At 70.8% G+C, this 18134-nt stretch carries 17 protein-coding genes; 5 read left to right on the top strand and 12 right to left on the bottom strand.

Features of this window, described 5'->3' with window-relative positions; genetic code table 11:
• The first annotated feature begins 154 nt into the window (after positions 1-154).
• Entirely contained in the window at positions 155-1519 is a 1365-nt protein-coding gene (locus tag ACWEFB_RS11810; RefSeq protein WP_452284715.1) for a D-arabinono-1,4-lactone oxidase, read from the top strand.
• Positions 1520-1528: 9 nt separating this feature from the next.
• On the opposite strand, the gene ACWEFB_RS11805 is transcribed toward ACWEFB_RS11810, so the two are convergent.
• From ACWEFB_RS11805 to ACWEFB_RS11775, 7 genes are all read right to left on the bottom strand, one after another.
• Positions 1529-2755, bottom strand: coding sequence for a CapA family protein (locus ACWEFB_RS11805; protein WP_452284713.1), 1227 nt, complete (start codon positions 2753-2755; stop codon positions 1529-1531).
• A 103-nt stretch (positions 2756-2858) separates the two neighbouring features.
• Complete coding sequence (topA, locus tag ACWEFB_RS11800) at positions 2859-5747, bottom strand: type I DNA topoisomerase (protein ID WP_452284711.1); 2889 nt, start codon at positions 5745-5747, stop codon at positions 2859-2861.
• A gap of 406 nt (positions 5748-6153) precedes the next feature.
• Positions 6154-6849, bottom strand: coding sequence for a hypothetical protein (locus ACWEFB_RS11795; protein WP_452285142.1), 696 nt, complete (start codon positions 6847-6849; stop codon positions 6154-6156).
• A gap of 98 nt (positions 6850-6947) precedes the next feature.
• Positions 6948-7487 carry a hypothetical protein gene (locus ACWEFB_RS11790; protein WP_452284709.1) on the bottom strand — a complete coding sequence of 180 codons (540 nt, stop codon included), beginning with the start codon at positions 7485-7487 and terminating at the stop codon, positions 6948-6950.
• Positions 7488-7618: 131 nt separating this feature from the next.
• The gene (locus ACWEFB_RS11785; RefSeq protein WP_452284707.1) at positions 7619-9997 is read right to left on the bottom strand and encodes a sodium-translocating pyrophosphatase; all 2379 of its coding nucleotides are present in this window, start codon (positions 9995-9997) and stop codon (positions 7619-7621) included.
• 288 nt (positions 9998-10285) lie between these two features.
• Entirely contained in the window at positions 10286-10723 is a 438-nt protein-coding gene (locus tag ACWEFB_RS11780; RefSeq protein WP_452284706.1) for an ATP-binding protein, read from the bottom strand.
• Positions 10720-11076, bottom strand: coding sequence for an STAS domain-containing protein (locus ACWEFB_RS11775; RefSeq protein ID WP_452284704.1), 357 nt, complete (start codon positions 11074-11076; stop codon positions 10720-10722). Before ACWEFB_RS11775 ends, ACWEFB_RS11780 begins: the two co-directional genes overlap by 4 nt.
• A gap of 195 nt (positions 11077-11271) precedes the next feature.
• Between ACWEFB_RS11775 and ACWEFB_RS11770 the strand changes: the two genes are divergently transcribed.
• Complete coding sequence (locus ACWEFB_RS11770) at positions 11272-13662, top strand: DEAD/DEAH box helicase (protein ID WP_452284702.1); 2391 nt, start codon at positions 11272-11274, stop codon at positions 13660-13662.
• 76 nt (positions 13663-13738) lie between these two features.
• The gene (locus ACWEFB_RS11765; protein ID WP_326561374.1) at positions 13739-13948 is read left to right on the top strand and encodes a hypothetical protein; all 210 of its coding nucleotides are present in this window, start codon (positions 13739-13741) and stop codon (positions 13946-13948) included.
• A gap of 35 nt (positions 13949-13983) precedes the next feature.
• Here the strand turns inward: ACWEFB_RS11765 and ACWEFB_RS11760 are convergent, their stop codons facing one another.
• On the bottom strand, positions 13984-14460 hold the full coding sequence (locus ACWEFB_RS11760; protein WP_452284700.1) for a macro domain-containing protein: 477 nt from the start codon (positions 14458-14460) through the stop codon (positions 13984-13986).
• Positions 14461-14608: 148 nt separating this feature from the next.
• Positions 14609-15169 (bottom strand): helix-turn-helix domain-containing protein, encoded by a 561-nt coding sequence (locus ACWEFB_RS11755; protein ID WP_452284698.1) that lies wholly within the window; start codon positions 15167-15169, stop codon positions 14609-14611.
• A gap of 76 nt (positions 15170-15245) precedes the next feature.
• On the opposite strand from ACWEFB_RS11755, the gene ACWEFB_RS11750 reads away from it, so the two are divergent.
• Entirely contained in the window at positions 15246-16163 is a 918-nt protein-coding gene (locus ACWEFB_RS11750) for an alpha/beta hydrolase family protein (RefSeq protein ID WP_452284696.1), read from the top strand.
• 95 nt (positions 16164-16258) lie between these two features.
• Positions 16259-17143: a CPBP family intramembrane glutamic endopeptidase gene (locus tag ACWEFB_RS11745; protein WP_452284694.1), complete on the top strand. Its 885-nt coding sequence runs from the start codon at positions 16259-16261 to the stop codon at positions 17141-17143.
• Between the two features lie 113 nt (positions 17144-17256).
• Here the strand turns inward: ACWEFB_RS11745 and ACWEFB_RS11740 are convergent, their stop codons facing one another.
• The 3 genes from ACWEFB_RS11740 to ACWEFB_RS11730 are packed head-to-tail and all read right to left on the bottom strand — an operon-like array spanning position 17257 to position 18112.
• Entirely contained in the window at positions 17257-17622 is a 366-nt protein-coding gene (locus tag ACWEFB_RS11740; protein ID WP_452284691.1) for an Rv3654c family TadE-like protein, read from the bottom strand.
• Entirely contained in the window at positions 17619-17987 is a 369-nt protein-coding gene (locus tag ACWEFB_RS11735) for a TadE family type IV pilus minor pilin (protein ID WP_452284689.1), read from the bottom strand. The genes ACWEFB_RS11740 and ACWEFB_RS11735 overlap by 4 nt, the downstream gene beginning before the upstream one ends.
• Positions 17984-18112 carry a DUF4244 domain-containing protein gene (locus ACWEFB_RS11730; protein WP_208418639.1) on the bottom strand — a complete coding sequence of 43 codons (129 nt, stop codon included), beginning with the start codon at positions 18110-18112 and terminating at the stop codon, positions 17984-17986. The genes ACWEFB_RS11735 and ACWEFB_RS11730 overlap by 4 nt, the downstream gene beginning before the upstream one ends.
• Between the last annotated feature and the right edge of the window lie 22 nt (positions 18113-18134).

The following is an 18134-nucleotide window of genomic DNA, read 5'->3' as shown; positions in this document are numbered from 1 at the left end:
ACGCGTCGCCACTCCCCCTTCGACGGATGAGATGTGTCTGCACGTCGCGAGTTCGAAACGTTACCTGGATTAACGATCGGACCTGGTGTGCGATGTTTACTCATCGCATCGAAGCCTGATATGAATGCTACTCATATTCGGCTCTGGAGGCTGCATGGCCAGCACCCCGTCGCCATCCGGCGCGGTGTCGCCGCTCGGCGCGACGCCACCGAAGCCCGTGTCCGGGCCGGACTGGCGCAACTGGGCCGGCAACCAGCGGGCCACCGCGACCGCCGTACTCCGACCGTCGAGCGTGGAGGAACTGGCGGACGCCGTACGGGCCGCCGCGTCGGGCGGGCACCGGATCAAGGCGGTCGGCAGCGGCCACTCCTTCACCGACATCGCCCGTACGGACGACCGGCGGGTGGAGCTGACGAACCTCGCCGGGCCGGTCCGGGTCGACCCCGAACGGCGGCTGGTCACCGTGCCGGCCGGGCTGGAGCTGTGCGAACTCAACGTACTGCTGGCCCGACACGGGCTGGCCATGCCGAACCTCGGTGACATCGACGCCCAGACCATCGCCGGTGCCATCTCCACCGGCACCCACGGCACCGGGGCCGGTTACGGCTGCCTCTCCACCTTCGTCACCGCGCTCACCCTGGTCACCGGCACCGGGGAGGTACGGCACTGCTCGGCCGAGAACGACCCTGAGCCGTTCGCCGCCGCGCGGGTCGGGTTGGGTGCGCTGGGCATCATCACCGAGGTCACCCTGCGCTGCGTGGACGCGTTCGTGCTCCGGGCCGACGAGCGGCCGGCACCGCTGGCGGCGGTCCTGGCCGACCTGCCCGACCTGATCGCCGGCAACGACCACTTCGAGTTCTACTGGTTCCCGTACACCGACCGGGTGCAGGTCAAGACGAACAACCGGGTGCCGGCCGACGACCGGCCGCTGCCCCGGTTCCGGGGCTGGCTCGACGACGAGTTCCTGGCCAACACCGTCTTCGCCGGAGCCTGCCGGCTGGGTCGGGCGGTGCCTGCCCTGGTCCCGCCGATCAGCGCGATCTCGGCCCGCGCGCTCACCGCCCGGACCTACACCGGCCGGTCCGACCGGGTCTTCTGCACCCCGCGCCGGGTCCGGTTCACCGAGATGGAGTACGGCCTGCCCCGCGCCGTCCTGCCCGAGGCGCTGGCGGCGCTGCACCGGGTGGTCGACGGGCTGCCGTTCAAGGTGCAGTTCCCGGTCGAGGTGCGGTTCACCGCGCCGGACGACATCTGGCTGTCGCACGGCTACCAGCGGGAGTCCGCGTACCTGGCGATCCACCAGTACGTCGGGGCGCCGTACGAGCCGTACTTCCGGGCGTTCGAACGGCTCGTGACGGAGTGGGGCGGTCGGCCGCACTGGGGCAAGCTGCACTACCGGGACGCCGAGTCGCTGCGGCCGGCCTACCCGAGGTTCGACGACTTCGTGGCCGTACGGGACCGGCTCGATCCGTCACGGGTCTTCGCCAACGCCTACACCGAGCGGGTCCTCGGCGCCTGACCGCACCCGTCAGCCGGTACGGGACAGCACCTTCAGCCCGTCCTCGGCGGCGCCACGGGCGTTCAGGTACCCGGTGATCCGGGTGTACGCACCCTGGTAGACCTGGCGGCGGGCCTGCGGCAGGGTCGGGTCGGCGAGCGCGGCGGCGAGGTCCACCAGCCGGATGTCGGGCGTGAGTTCGGTCCAGATCGGAATTGCCGCAGCCTCGGTTATCTTCCACTTTTTCGGGGCAATTTCCGTAAAGGTAATTTTCGCCATGACACCCTCGCGGTTGTCGTTCACCGGGTCGGAATGTCGCGCTAATTGGTTACCCATGCCGTAAACGACCCACTTGTCGCCAAACTGCTCGAACGGCTGCACCACGTGCGCGTGGTGTCCGAGGATCAGGTCGATATCGGGTGAGTTGATCAACGGCTGCACCCAGTCCAACTGATTGGCGTCGGGCAGATGCTGGTATTCCGTACCCCAGTGCAGGCTGAGCACGACGATCTCGGCGCCGGCCGCGCGGAGCCGGGCCGCCGCGGCCAGGATCTTGTCCGGCTCGATCAGGTTGGCCATCCAGAGCTTGCCCACCGGCCGTTGCAGCCCGTTGAAGTTCAGGGTGTACGACAGGTGCCCGACGCTGACCCCGGCCGCCTGGTAGATCCTCGGCGTGCCGGCCTCCTGGGCGTTGCGGGCGCTCCCGGAGTGGCCGAGCCCGGCCGCGTCGAGCGCGTCCAGGGTCCGGGTCACCCCCTGCGGGCCCTGGTCCATGGTGTGGTTCGAGGCGGTCGAGCAGGCGTCGAAGCCGGCCCGCTTCAGCCCGTCGACCACCTGGGGCGGGGCGCTGAACTGGGGATAACCGAGGAACGGGCCGGCGGCCGGTGCGAGCGGGATCTCCAGGTGGCAGATGGCCAGGTCGGCGGCGGCGATGGCCGGTGCGACCGGCTCGAACATCGGCAGGAAGTCGAAACCACCGGGCTTGCCGCTCCGGGTCGCGTCCCGCTTCGCCTGCTCCGACACGGCCGGATGGACCAGTACGTCGCCCGCGCCCAGCACGGTGAACAGCCGCCGGCCCTGCGCGTCCAGCCGGGCGTTCGACGTCGCCGCGCCCCCGGAGGACGCCCCCGGCGAACCACTCGGGGCACCCACCCACACGGCGGTACGCGGTGCCGAACCACCCCACCAGTCGGCGTTCAGACCGACACCACCGAGACCGATCAGCACCACTGCCAATGCGGCCGAAAACAACAGCATTGTCTGCCGATGTCCACCGAATATCCCCCGTCGTACCACCGGTGGAGCGTAAGGCATGCCGCCGAACCGGAAAATCCGATCCGGCGGCCATTCACCCGTTCAGTTACTCGGCCCGGTCGGTCGCCTTCGCCGGAGCGGCCTTCTTCGTCGCGGTGGTCGATTTTGCGGCGGTCGCCTTTCGCGGGGCCTTCCGGGGGGCGGCCTTTTTGGCGGTGGTCTTCTTCGCCGGGGTGTCCGTCCCGGCCGCCGCGGTCGCCTTCTTCGCCGGGGCCTTCTTGGCCGCCGCCTTCTTCGCCGGGGCCTTCTTCGGCGCCGGCCCCTTGGCCCGCTTGTCGGCGAGCATCTCCGAGGCCTCTTCGAGGGTCAGCGACTCCGGGGTCTGGCCCCGCCGCAGCGACGCGTTGACCTCCCCGTCGGTCACGTACGGGCCGAACCGGCCGTCCTTGATCACCAACGGCTTCTCGGTCAGCGGGTCGGCACCCATCTCCCGCAACGGCGGCGCGGCAGCCCGCCGCTGTCGGGTCTTCGGCGCGGCGAGCAGCGCCAACGCCTCCTCCAGGGTGACCGTGAAGATCTTGTCCTCGGAGTCCAGCGAGCGGAACTCGTCGCCCTGCTTGACGTACGGGCCGTAGCGGCCGGCGGCGGCGAGCACCTCCGCACCGTCCGGCGCCAGCCCCACCACCCGGGGCAGGGTGAGCAACCGCAACGCCTCGGTGAGCGAAATGTCGTCCGGCGACTGCGACTTGAGCAGCGACGACTTGCGGTCACCACTGGAGACGTACGGGCCGAAGCGGCCGGACTTGAGCAGGATCGGCTCACCGGTCTCCGGGTGCTCGCCGAGCTTGCGCTCACCACCGCCGCCGAGGAAGAACTCGTTGACCTTCTCCGGGGTCAGCTCGTCCGGCGCGACACCCTCCGGGATCGACACCCTGTCGCCCGACGGTCCACCGTCCTCCGGCTGACCGCCGTCCTCGCCACCGGTCTCGGCGGCGGCCGGCGCGGGCGCCTCCACCTCCGGACCGGCCAGGGTCCGTTGCAGGTACGGCCCGTACCGGCCGACCCGGACCACCACGTCGCGACCCTCGTCGTCGCGGAACAGCGGGATCGAGTTGACGCTGCGCGCGTCGATGTCGCTCAGGTTCTCGGTGACCATCTTCTTCAGCCCGCCGGAGCGGGCCACCGAGTCGTCACCGGCGACGTCGCTGCCGAAGTAGAACGAGGTGAGGAAGTCGACCGCGGCGTGGTCGCCGCCGGCGATCTCGTCCAGCTCGTTCTCCATCGCGGCGGTGAAGTTGTAGTCGACCAGGCGCGGGTAGTGCTGCTCCAGCAGGCCGACCACGGCGAACGCCAGGAAGGACGGGATCAGCGCCTGACCGCGCTTGAAGACGTACCCCCGGTCCTGGATGGTCTGCATGATCGACGCGTACGTCGACGGGCGGCCGATGCCCAGCTCCTCCAGCGACTTGACCAGCGAGGCTTCGGTGTAGCGGGACGGCGGCTGGGTGGTGTGCCCGGTCGCGGCGAGCTGCTCGGCGGTCAGCGGCTGGTCCTTGACCAGGTTCGGCAGCCGCCGTTCGGCGTCCTCGGCCTCGGCGTTCTCGTCGTCGGAGGACTCCACGTACGCCCGCAGGAAGCCCGGATCGGTGATGGTCTTGCCGGTGGCGCCGAAGTCGGCCTCCTCGCCGGCCGTGGTGACCGCGCGGATCCGGACCGAGACGCTGGAGCCGACCGCGTCGGTCATCTGGGAGGCGATGGTCCGGCGCCAGATCAGCTCGTAGAGCCGGAACTCCTCACCGGACAGCTCGTTGGCCACCTCACCCGGCGTACGGAAATGGTCGCCGGCCGGGCGGATCGCCTCGTGCGCCTCCTGCGCGTTCTTCACCTTGCCGGTGTAGCGGCGCGGCTCCGGCGGCACGTTGCGCTCGCCGTACAGCTCGGCGATCTGCCGGCGGGCCGCCGCGATGGCGGTCTCCGACAGGTTCACCGAGTCGGTACGCATATAGGTGATGTAGCCGTTCTCGTACAGCCGCTGGGCGGTGCGCATCGTCTGCTGGGACGACAGGCGCAGCTTCCGGGCCGCCTCCTGCTGGAGGGTGGAGGTGATGAACGGCGCGTACGGCCGGCGCCGGTAGGGCTTCTCCTCGACCCGGGTGACGGTGAACGGCCGCCCGTCGAGCCGGGCGGCGAGCCCACGGGCACCGTCGCCGTCGAGGTGGGTCACCCCGGCGCCCGGCTTCACCCGGCCGGTGGTCGGTTCGAAGTCCCGGCCGGTGGCGATCCGGTCGCCGTTGAGTCCGATCAAAGTGGCGTGGAACGTACGCGGCCCCTCGCCGGCCTGGCCCACGGCCAGGGTGGCCAGGATGTCCCAGTACTCGGCGGTGCGGAAGGCCATCCGCTGCCGTTCCCGCTCGACCACGATCCTGGTCGCCACCGACTGGACCCGGCCGGCCGACAGCCTCGGCATGACCTTCTTCCAGAGCACCGGGGAGACCTCGTAGCCGTACAGCCGGTCGAGGATGCGGCGGGCCTCCTGGGCGTCGACCAGGTCCTGGTCGATCTCCCGGGGGTTGGCCACGGCGGCCTGGATCGCCGGCTTGGTGATCTCGTGGAAGACCATCCGCTTGACCGGGACGCGCGGCTTGAGCGTCTCGACCAGGTGCCAGGCGATCGCCTCGCCCTCGCGGTCCTCATCGGTGGCGAGGTAGACCTCGTCCACCTCCTTGGCCAGTTTGGTCAGCTTGGCGATCTGCTGGCGCCGGTCGGCGGAGACGACGTAGAGGGCGGTGAAGCCGTGGTCGACGTCGACCCCGAGCCGGGCCCACGGCTCCTTCTTGTATTTGGCGGGCACGTCGGCGGCGTTGCGCGGCAGGTCACGGACGTGCCCCAGGCTGGCCTCGACGATGTAACCCGGGCCGAGATAGCCCGAGATCGTCTTGGCCTTCGCCGGTGACTCGACGATGACCAGACGGGTGCTCTTGGCGTTACTCGGCACGTCTCTCCCCGACCTCACTCACGACTTCTCGCCCCGCGGACCACCGTGGTCCGCCTTCCGACCGGGCTGCCACCACTGCGGCGCCGCGTTGAACGTCCAACGTAACGCGCTGCGCGGCGTCCGGGTTGCGCGGGCCGCGAAGACCCCCACGGAGCAGGGCGAACGCTGGACCCCGGAGCCGGCTTCGTGGTTCATCCCGGACGGCGACACCGTACACCGACGATGAATCGGCCTGGATCCATTAGCGGCGACGATCTCCTCCGAATGCCGCTATTTGCTGGATTATCTCCCAAATCTCCGGGCGGCTGTCTGCCATCGGACAGTGAGCCGGATTGGTTCCAAATGAACACTGGAAGTATTAAAGCGGAAGAACAGCACTGAAAGGCGACAAACCGCCAAAGGGGATCTAAACTGCAAGAGCCGGCCAGGTCGCCGCCGGTGCCGCCGCCGGCCGCTCACCCACCAGCTCCACCAGCCGGGCCAACCGGCGTCGACCCGTGATCCGGTACGCCGGACCCCCGGCCCGGGGCAGCAACAGTACGGCCGGCAGCCCGATCGCGGCGAGCGCCGCCCCGACCGCCTCCCAGCAGCTCTCCTCGGTCTCACCGAGCCGGAGCAGGAAACCGGGCGGTTCGGGGCTGCCCGCCGCGGCCACCCAGAGCCGCAGCCGTCGCCCGTTGAGGTGCAGCCCGGCCGGCGGTCGTTTCGCCGTACCGCGCAACCAGCTCCCGGCGAGCGGGGCGAGCGTGGTCGCGTACGACGTCCGTACCTCGTGCCGTTGGTCCTCGGTCGGCTCCCAGCTCGCGTGCAGCCCGCGCAGGGCCAGCTCGGCCACGAGCACGTGCACCCGCCAGGCGGTGTCGACCACCACCGAGACCCTGGCCGTCCCGCCCATCCGGACCACCTGTCCGGGGCCGACGAGCAGGCCGGTGAGGTCGGCCGGCGACGGATCGGTCGCCTCCACCCCGAACAGCGACAACTGCCGCACCGGCGGAACCGCAGGCTCGGGTGGGTCCGCCGGTTCGACCGGTTCCGGCGGCTCGACCGGGTCGGGTGGGTCGGCCGGGTCGGGTGGGTCGGCTGGGTCGGCTGGGTCGAGCAAAACCGGCGGATCGGGTGGATCGGGCGGTACCAGTGCCAGCGCCTCCCCCGCCGGTGGTCCGGAGGACTCCACCGGCGGTGAATCGGGGGATGGCGTGGTCAGCGACACTCCGGGACCTCGTCGAAGGCCTGCTTCAACTCCGGTGAATCAAGTGTGCTGGTGTCCAGGGCGCTCGCGTCGTACTCCTCGTTGAGGGTGTCCACCGCCGCCTTCACCCCGTCGTAGAACGGACCCGACTGGCCGATGCTCAGCCCCTCGATCGTCCGCCTGGCCCGGCCGTACGCGTCGCGGACCTCGGTGAGCGAGTCGAGGAAACCACGGGACACCTCTGCACCCTGGGACACGTCGGGTACGCCCGCGTCGGCCACGCCGCGACGGGCGGTCTCGCTCGCCTGTTCCGCACCGGCCATCATCCGGACCAGGTTCTCCTTGGCCTGCGCGGGTGTCGTCTGCGCCGTCATCTGCTGCTGGGCACTGCTGGTCAGGGCATTGATCTCGAGCCGCCAGGGGGCTAACGCCTCGCAGACCGAAGCCGCCCAGGCCGGTGCCGTCGGGCCCCCACCACATCCGGTCAGCAACACGAGGGTGCACAGAACCGCCGGGAGAATCCCGGCGGCCGGCGCGCGGGGCGTACGCATGCGTTGCAGCGTACGGGTTGCGCCGGGCGGTGCGGTGGCACAGCCGTACGCCCTCCGCGTCCCGGCCGGGGACGGGCCCCTCGTTGTCACCCGAGCGACACCGAGGGGCCCGTCCTGCGTCACGAACCCGATCAGGCGGTGATCGTCTCGGGGCGCTGCTCGGCGCTACCCGTGGCACCCGAACCGGAGTCGTCGTCCGACATCGCGATCGGCTTGCGCTTGCTCCACACCATCGCGCCCACCACGATCAGTACGGCGACCAGCGCGACGGCGATCCGCAACGGGGTGTTCCGGTCACCCCCGACGCTCCACGCCACCACGGCCGGCGCGATCAGCAGCGAGACCAGGTTCATCACCTTGATCAGCGGGTTGATCGCCGGGCCGGCGGTGTCCTTGAACGGGTCACCGACGGTGTCACCGATGATGGTCGCCTCGTGCGAGGCGGAACCCTTGCCGCCGTAGGCACCGTCCTCGACCAGCTTCTTGGCGTTGTCCCAGGCCCCACCGGAGTTGGCCAGGAAGACCGCCATCAGGGTGCCGGCGCCGATCGCACCGGCCAGGTACGACGCGAGCGCGCCCGGACCGAGGCCGAAGCCGACCGCGATCGGGGCGAGGATGGCCAGCAGTCCGGGGGTGACCAGCTCACGCTGGGCGTCCCGGGTGCAGATGTCGACCACCTTGCCGTACTCGGGGCGCTGGCTGTAGTCCATGATGCCGGGCAGCTCACGGAACTGTCGGCGTACCTCCATCACCACGGCACCGGCCGAGCGGGAGACCGCGTTGATGGCCAGCCCGGAGAAGAGGAAGACCACCGCCGCACCGATGATCAGGCCGACCAGGTTGCGCGGGTTGGCCACGTTCAGCGCGTTCAGGATCTCGGCGCCGACGTCACCCACACCCGCGTCGGCGTACGCCGAGCGCAGCGTGTCGGTGTACGACCCGAACAGGGCGGTCGCGGCGAGCACCGCGGTGGCGATCGCGATGCCCTTGGTGATCGCCTTGGTGGTGTTGCCGACGGCGTCCAGCTCGGTGAGCGTACGGGCGCCGGCCTCGTCGATGTCGCCGGACATCTCGGCGATGCCCTGGGCGTTGTCCGAGATCGGGCCGAAGGTGTCCATGGCCACGATCACGCCGACGGTGGTGAGCAGGCCGGTGCCGGCCAGCGCCACCGCGAACAGGGAGAGCACGATCGAGGTGCCGCCGAGCAGGAACGCCCCGAAGACCCCGGCCGCGATCAGCAGTGCGGAGTAGACCGCCGACTCCAGCCCGATGCTGATGCCGGCGAGCACGACGGTGGCCGGTCCGGTCAGCGAGCTCTTGCCGATGTCCTGCACCGGGCGCTTGTTGGTCTCGGTGAAGTAGCCGGTCAGGGCCTGGATGGCGGCGGCGAGCACGATGCCGATGACCACCGCGCCGATGGCCACCCAGCGGGGGCCGAGCGGCAGGTCACCCGTGACGCCGAGCTGCGTACGCCACTCGTCGCCGAGCAGTTCGGCCCAGGTCGCCGGCAGGTAGACGAAGGACATCGCCGCGACCAGGACCGCGGACAGCACTGCGGAGGCGTAGAAGGCCCGGTTGATCGCGGTCAGCCCGGACCGGTCGGAGGCGCGGAGCCGGGTGATGAAGACCCCGACGATCGCCACGATCACCCCGATGGTGGAGATGATCAGCGGGAAGACCAGGCCGTCCTGGCCGAACGCGGCCCGGCCGAGGATCAGTGCGGCGACCAGGGTCACCGCGTACGACTCGAACAGGTCGGCGGCCATGCCGGCACAGTCGCCGACGTTGTCACCGACGTTGTCGGCGATGGTCGCGGCATTGCGCGGGTCGTCCTCGGGGATGCCCTTCTCGACCTTGCCGACCAGGTCCGCGCCGACGTCGGCGGCCTTGGTGAAGATGCCACCGCCGACCCGCATGAACATGGCCAGCAGCGCGGCACCGAAGCCGAACCCTTCCAGCACGGTCGGCGCGTCGGCCCGGAACAGGACGACAACCAGCGCCGCACCGAACAGGCCGAGCCCGACGGTGAGGAAGCCGACGACGCCACCGGTCCGGAAGGCGATCTGCATCGCCTTCTCCCTGCCGCCCTGGTGTTCCCGGGCGGCGGCGGCCACCCGCAGGTTGGCGCGGGTGGCCAGGGCCATGCCTGCACCGCCGATGAACGCGCTGAACACCGCGCCGACCACGAAGAAGGCCGACCGGCCGATCTTCACCAGGGTCTCGTTGTCGGTGTCGTGCACCGGCAGCAGGAAGAGCAGCACCACCGCCAGTACGACGAAGATCGCGAGGGTTCTGAACTGCCGGAAGAGGTACGCCGAGGCGCCCTCCTGGACCGCTGCCGCGATCTCCTGCATCTTTGGTGTGCCCCTACCGGTTGCCAGTACCGCCCGGGTCAGGGCGGCGGCAAAGCCGAGCGCCACCAGCGCGATGACCGCGGCGATGATGACGTACGACAGGTTCTGATCGGTGAGGGACAACCCGCCGCTTTCGGCGGCGAAGGTCGTGGACATCTATGTCCTCCTGTACCCAACACTCGCGCCGGCCGGCGGACGAGACCGGCCCGGCGTCTCCACACGTGGAGTCACGGTTCGCAAGCGTCTCCGCCGGGCCAGGCTGCAGCTCAGCGGTGACCACCCGGTCACGCGAGCGCGGGACCAGGGCTCTTGCTGATAACCCCGGGTACTCTAGCCGTCCGCAGTGTTGGAGGTCACAATTCCCACCCACCGTGTCGCAATGATCTTCGTCGCTGTACTAGTGGAGTTGATCTGTTATGGGAACTGCGACCTGGGGATGACCGGTCAGCGGCCGACCGGCCAGACCATGCGCACCTCGGTGCCGATGCCCTCGTCCACGGGACGCACCTGAAGGTCCTCGACGAAGCCCGCGAGCAGGGCGAAGCCCACTCCGACAGTGAGCGCCTCGTCGGTCAGCGACTCGTCTGCCAGCTCGTCCGGGGGCAACGCGGCCAGGCCCAACCCGGCTTCGATCGGCGCCCGGTCGGTGACCCGAACCGTGTAGGAACCGCCGTCGGACATCTCCACCTGCACCAGGTCACGCAGGCCGTACTGGCGGTGCAGGGCCACCGCGCGGGTGCAGGCTTCGCCGATGGCCAGACGTACCTCGTCGAGCAGTTCCTCGGCGACGCCGGCCCGGCGGGCGACCGCGACCCCGACCAGGCGCGCGGTGCGGACGTGCACCGGCGCGGGAGAGAAGGACAACCGGACGGTCGACATCACGCGGTGGGGTTCGCCGCGCCCGGCGCAGTCGCCGCGTCGATCGAGGGGTAGAGCGGGAAGACCTGGTCCAGCGCGGTGATCCGGAAGATCTTGAGCAGCGGTTCCTTGTCGCAGACCAGCCCGAAGGTGCCGCCCACCGCGCGCAGCCGCTTCAGTGCGCCGACCAGCACTCCGAGACCGGTGGAGTCGAGGAAGTCGACCCGGCTCAGGTCCACCACGACCTGACGGGCACCGCCGTCGACCATCTCGATCAGCCGTTCCCGGAGCCGGGGGGCGGTGTAGACGTCCACCTCGCCACCGACCTCCAGCACCGCGTGCTCGGCGATGGTGCGGGTCGTCAGCGACAGCTCCATCCGTCCTCCTCGACTACCTCTCCGGCTGATGCCGGCCCGACCGGGCGGCTCCCGCCAGGAATGCTCATGGGCATCTAACCATCGTCCGGCCGGCGCCGCACCGAGCCGGAGCGTCGCCTACCTGACCCACGGTGCCACTGCCCGTCCCGCGCCCCCGCTTTCCGATTCCGGCGGGTCGGTGCGAGAGTGCAGGGCGTGACCACCGCAGCCACAGTATCCGCCGAGGCCGACCGGCCCCGCCCGGCCGGTGGCCCCACCCCCGCTCCGGCCGAGCTGCTACGTCAGCTACGGGCCCGGACCCGGACCGATCCGGTCACCCACGTCGAGCGGGTACCGGCCAGCGCCGGGCACGCCGTACCGTGGCCGGGCTGGGTGCCGGAGCCGCTGCGGGCGGCGTTCGTCGGGCGCGGCGTGGTCGCCCCCTGGCAGCACCAGGCCGAGGCGGCCACCCTGGCGTACGGCGGCCAGCACGTGATCGTCGCCACCGGCACCGGGTCCGGCAAGTCACTGGCGTACCAGTTGCCGGCGCTGGCCACCCTGCTCACCGACCCCCGCGCGACCGTGCTCTACCTGGCACCGACGAAGGCACTCGCCGCCGACCAGTTGCGCACCGTCGCCGCCCTCGACCTCGACGGGGTACGGCCGGCGAGCTACGACGGGGACACCCCGCGCGCCGAGCGGGAGTGGATCCGCAAGCACTCCCGGTTCGTCCTGACCAACCCGGACATGCTGCACCACGGCATCCTGCCCGGACACGGCCACTGGGCGACGTTCCTGCGCCGGCTCGCGTTCGTGGTGGTCGACGAGTGCCACACGTACCGTGGCGTGTTCGGCTCGCACGTGGCGCACGTGCTGCGCCGGCTGCGCCGCCAGGCCGCCCGGTACGGACCCACCGTCGACGGTGTGCCCCGGTCCCCGGTCTTCGTGCTGGCCTCGGCCACCTCCGGCGACCCGGCGAACGCCGCCGAGCGGCTGACCGGGCTCCCGGTCACCGCCGTCACCGAGGACTCGTCCCCCCGGGGCGGAGTCACGTTCGCCCTCTGGGAGCCACCCCTGCTGCCGCCCTCCCCCGACGCGGTCGAACCCACCGAGGCGGAACCGGTACGGCGCTCGGCCCTGCGGGAGACCGCCGACCTGCTCAGCGACACCGTCGCCGCGGGCGTGCGTACGCTCGCGTTCGTCCGGTCCCGGCGCGGCGCCGAGGTGGTCGCGAGCACCGCCCGCCGGTCACTGGACGAGGCGGTGCCCGGCCTCGGCAGTCGCGTTGCCGCGTACCGGGCCGGTTACCTGCGCGAGGACCGGCGGAAACTGGAGCGGGCGCTGCTCCACGGCGACCTGCTCGGGCTCGCCTCGACCAACGCCCTCGAACTCGGCGTCGACCTGGTCGGGCTGGACGCGGTGCTGATCTGCGGCTGGCCGGGGACCCGGGCGTCGCTCTGGCAGCAGGCCGGGCGAGCGGGGCGCTCCGGCGGCGAGGCGCTCGCCGTGCTGGTGGCGCGGGACGATCCGCTGGACACGTACCTGGTCCACCATCCGGAGGCGCTGTTCGGGCGACCGGTCGAGGCGACCGTGCTCGACCCGGCCAACCCGTACGTGCTCGGGCCGCAACTGTGCTGCGCGGCCTCCGAGGCCCCGCTGACAAAGGCCGACCTGGCGCTGTTCGGGTCCGGGGCGGCGGAGGCGGTGGCCGCCCTGGTCGAGTCCGGCGCGCTGCGGCAGCGCCCGACCGGGTGGTACTGGCGGCACACCGGGCGCCCCGAGGTGGACCTGCGCGGCACCGGGGGCGCCCCCATCTCGGTGGTCGAAACGTCCACCGGGCGCCTGCTCGGCACCGTCGACCCGGCCTCGTCCCACTTCATGCTCCACTCCGGTGCGGTCTACCTGCACCAGGGCGTCTCGTACGTGGTCGACAACCTGGACCTGGACGACGCGTGCGCGCTGGTGCACGCCGAGGAGCCGGACTGGTCCACCCACGCCCGGGACGTCACCTCGCTCGGGGTGGTGTCGGTGCGGTCGTACCGGGACGCCGGGCCGGTCGGGCTGTTCCTCGGCGAGGTGGACGTGACCAGCCAGGTGGTGTCGTACCAGCGGCGGCGGCTCGCCTCCGGCGAGGTGCTGGACACCCGCCCGCTGGACCTGCCCGCCCGCGAGCTGCGTACGGTCGCGGTCTGGTTCACCGTGTCACTGAACGCACTCACCCAGGCCGGGGTGGAGGTGGCCGACGTACCGGGTGCGTTGCACGCGGCCGAGCACGCCGCGATCGGCCTGTTGCCGCTGATCGCGACCTGTGACCGGTGGGACATCGGCGGGCTCTCCACCGGGATCCACCCGGACACCGGCGCGCCGACGGTTTTCGTCTACGACGGACATCCCGGCGGGGCCGGTTTCGCCGAGCGGGCGTACCACGCGGCGACGGAGTGGTTGACGGCGACGCGGGACGCGATCAGCGAGTGCGGTTGCGAGTCCGGGTGCCCGTCCTGCGTGCAGTCGCCGAAGTGCGGCAACGGCAACAACCCGCTGGCCAAGGCGGAGGCGGTCAAGGTCCTGGACGTGGTGCTGACGAACCTGGCCGAGGAATCCGCCTGATTCATCTGTATGGATGACCACCCGTGTGGGTACCCTGCATGGGAGCGCTTCCATAGCACTGTCCAAGGAGGACGAGGTGGCCGACACCATTGCCGAGACCGTCGACCTGCTCTACGGCGTCGACCAGGACAACCTCACGGTGGACCAGCAGATCTCGCTCAGTCAGGCGTACGCCACCCTGGCCCAGGCCGAGCAACTGCACAGGATGAACGAGCACCTGCACGGCATCCACCAGATCCTCAGCGCCTCGGCGCTACGCGCCGCCACCGACGGCACCGCCCGCTGATCACGGTTTGGCCCGGCCCGGTCCGGCGCGGGATCTCACGGCCAGTCGTAGACGGTCACGGCGAGCTGACGTTCGCAGAGCGCGGCGACAACGAGGGGCTCGATCTTCTCCCAGCGACCACCGGCGAGCCCACAACCGATCCGTGGCATGTGTACGGACGCCCCGAGGGCCATGGCCTGCTCGCCGAGTGCGGTCAGGCAGCGCTCGACGGCGTCGTACCGGATCGGTGGCCCCGCACTGCCGCGCTTGATGCCGCGTTGCCCGATCATGTTCGCAACCCAGATGTCGGGTCGAACCTGCACCAGCCGTACGGCACCGAGCGCGAAGTCGTTGTGTGCCCGCCCTCGATGCCACTGACGGTAGTCACGTTCGGGCTCGGGCCACCGACGCGAGACCGCGACGACAAATCCGGCGCCCCAGCCCCCGATGTCGTTGCACACATGGGCGATGACCTTCGGACCTGCGGCCTGCGGGCTGGTCGCGTCACCCTTGATGATCCGCAACGGTGTCACCCGCCGCACTCTGCCATCCGGGTACGACGCCTCCGTCGGACCACCGGCGGCCGGGCCCCGTGACGTCTTCGGCTGCGGTGGTTTCCTGCCCCTCCGGGGGCAGTAATCGAGCACAGTCCGCGCTCCGGCCACTGGTTCCGGAAGCAGCTCAATCAGCCGGGCGCTCCGAACCGGCTTCCGTCCTGGGCTGGTCCGGGACGACGACCAGGCTGACGACGCGACGGATGCGGCCGTCATCCCTGGTCTGGCCGACCCGGGCGACGACGGCGCTCTCGATCTCCTCGACCAGCGTGGCGAACTCCTCCTCGGTCAGCCACACCGCCGCCTGCCGGTAGACCACCCCATCCACGGTGGGGTCGGCGTTCTCGTGGGCGAGGTAGCGGTCGAAATCCCCCATCAACGATGCCGAGAACGTCGTGTACGCCCGCAGGTGGTCCTCCTTCGTCATCGCCGCTCGGGCCGCGGGATCGATCACCGCCTGCTCCTTGCGTACCCGGTAGCTGCGTTCCACGGTGCCGCGTACCCGTTTCTCGTCCACCACCTCGAGCACGCCCGCGTCGGCCAGCACGGCGATGTGCCGGTACATCGTCGCGGCCGGGATGTCGGGTAGGCGGTCGCGCAGCTGTGCGGTGGTCAACGGATCGGCGTCGAACAGCGCTTGCAGGATGCGCATCCGGACGGGGTGCAGGAGAAGGTCCGCAGTTGCCATGACCCCATGTTCCCACATACGATAATGTTCCCACATCTGATAATGTTCCCAAAGCCGAGAATGATGGGAGTGGTACATGCGGGACGTCGACATGACCGCCACCGCCGACGACGGGCTGCCCCTGGCCGGCACGTTGACCCTGCCCGCGGGCGCCGGCCCGCACCCGGCCGTCCTGCTGCTGCACGCCTCGGGGCGGCTGGACCGCGACGCCAACACCACCAGCCGGCACCGGATGGAACTCGGACCGCCGCTGGCCGCCGCGCTCGCGAACAACGGCATCGCGACCCTGCGTTACGACCGGCGCGGCGTCGGAGCCACCTCCGGCGATTGGCGTACGACCGGGTTCGTCGACAACCGACGCGATGCCGCCGCCGCACTACGCGCCCTGGCCGGAAGATCCGACATTCGGCCGGACGCCATCGGTGTGGTCGGGCACAGCGAAGGCGCCGTGCACGCCATGTCCCTCGGCGCGGGCCCGGGGGTGGCCGCGGTGGTGCTGCTGGCCGGGTTCGCCCGACCGGGCGAGGACGCGCTGCGCTGGCAGGCCGGGATGGTCGCCCGCACCCTGCCGGTCGCCGTACGCCCGCTGCTGCCGCTGCTGGGAGCCCTGGCCGGTCGGCAGTTGACTCGGATCAAGGCGACCGATACGGACGTGGTGCGGGTCGCCGGGATGCGGATGAATGCCCGGTGGATGCGGGAGATGCTCGCCCACGATCCGCGCCCGGATCTGGCGAACATCAAGGTCCCCGTCCTGGCGATCACCGGTGCCAAGGACGTCCAGGTCGACCCCGCGGACCTGGACGAGATCCGCCGGCTGGTGCCCGGTGAGGTCAGGGTTCACCGGATCCCCGACCTCACCCACCCGTTGCGCCGCGACCCCGGTCGTGCGTCGGTGCGCTCCTATCCGCGACTCCTCCGCCGGCCGGTCGACCCCGACCTGCTCGCACAGGTCACCGGCTGGCTCGCCCAGCGACTGAACGAAACCCCTCGCTAGATCCGGTTCGCACAACGGACGGATTAACTCCCGCCCGTCCCCGACAGGGCGGGATGCGGAACCCCCTCATGCACACCCCTCGAAAGGGAAACGGCGTGACTATCGCAGCCCCCACTCGTCCGCGCGGCGGCCTTACTGCTTTCTGGGCGGTCACCTTCGGCTGGACGTTCGCGTTCTGGCTTCTGGCAATCGCACTCGGCGGATCGGCGACGAGTTCCCCCACCGCCGTTCCTTACCTGCTCGGTGGCTTCGGCCCGGTGATCGGAGCGATCGTCCTGCGAGTACGGCGCTCCCGCCGCCGCGAACCCGTACCCGCCCATGCGGTGAGGACCCGGCTGGGCGTACGACTGCTCTGGGCACTGCCCATGCTGGCGCTGGCCTCGGTTACCGTCCTGGCAGGCGCACTGCTCGCGGAATTCCTGGGCGGTCCCGTGCTGAGTCTGACCGAGGGACGGGACCTCGTCGCAACCGTCGGCGGGCCCGTGCCGTTCTTCGTCAGCATGCTGATCGCCGGTCCATTGGCCGAGGAACCCGGTTGGCGTGGTACGGCGTACCCACGACTGCTCGCGTCGCTGAGTCGCCTTCAGGCCGGTCTGCTGCTGGGTGCCGCCTGGGCGGTATGGCACCTGCCGCTGTTCTTCATCGACGGCACCCTCCAGGCCGAGTTCGGTTTGGTCAGTTGGAGCGGATTGCTGTTCACCCTCAGCGTCTTCCCGATGGCACTGCTCACCGGTTACGCCTACGAGCTTGCCGGGGTTACCGCGTCGGTCGCGGTCCACCTGGGCGTCAACATGACAATGGCGCTGTTGACCGTCAAGTCACCAATCACGCAGGTCTTCGTCCTGGCGGTTCAGGTCATCGTCGCGGTCGCGCTGCTCGCCCGGCAGCGTCGTCTCCGGCCTGCCCTGCCGGCTCAGGTGGACTCCCGGGACTGGGTCGTCGCGGACCCGTCGCGTCAGGTGAGTCCGACCCGAGGTTGATCGGTTCGGCGGCCCAACCCGAAGCGGTTCAGTGGCAGACCTGCCGGTTGGCAGGTCTGCCACTTTGTCTCGGGGGACTCGGCGAGTTTGTCCAGGGGCTTCGTGCGGGTGCGTCAGCCTCGTGCCGGGCCGGCGCGGGCGGAGGCGCGGGCCACCCGGCTCAGTCCCGGTAGTGGGGTCACCGCGACCTCGACCACGAGTTGCAGGTCGAGCCCGTCCACCGTGCAGTCGAGCAGCCGACCACCGTTGGCGTCGACCAGTTCGGCGGCGCGTGCACAGGCCACGGCCGGGCCGTCGAGCGTACGGGCGGCGCCGGCCAGGGCACCGAAGTCGGCGGCCACCCTCGCCCGGTGCTTGGCGACCCTGGCCGCACCCACCGCAGCCCCGGCCATACCGGCCATCACCAGCGTCAGCCCGACCGCCAGCAGCCACAGCGAAGCGCTCCCCCGATCCCCGCGACCGAACACGGACCCGGTCATGTCAGAGGTTCCGGGTTGCCGGGTTCCACGGCGGCCACCGCGGTCGCGGTGACGGTCAGCCTCGGCAGTCGGGTGCCGAAGACCCGGATCGGTGCGCGTACGGTCGCGATCACCCGCTCGCCCGCGACCGTGACCGACACGGTGGCGCCGGGTGGGGCGGACCCGGCTCCGGCCGGCACTCCGGGTTCGCCCCGGGAGGCGGCGAGTGCCGCCTCCCGAGCCGCGTCCACACACTGGGCCTTCATGGTGACCGCACCGACGGCGGCCAGCCCGACGAGCAGCAGCATCACCAGCGCCGGCAGGCCGGCCGCCAACTCGGCGGTGAACGAGCCCCGGTCGCCCTCGGCCCACCGGCGCCGGATCACTTCAGCGCCCGGTCGATCACGGCGGTCAACGCCGACTGGACGTTTCCGGAGGTCAGGACCTTTAGCAGGATGCCGGCGAACGCGACGGCGGCGAGCGTGCCGACGGCGTACTCGGCGGTGTTCATCCCGGCGTCGCCGCGCAGCCGG

Source organism: Micromonospora sp. NPDC004704 (genome assembly GCF_053601675.1).
The sequence above is the reverse complement of the archived record's forward strand: the minus strand, read 5'-3'. Positions and strand labels throughout refer to the sequence as shown.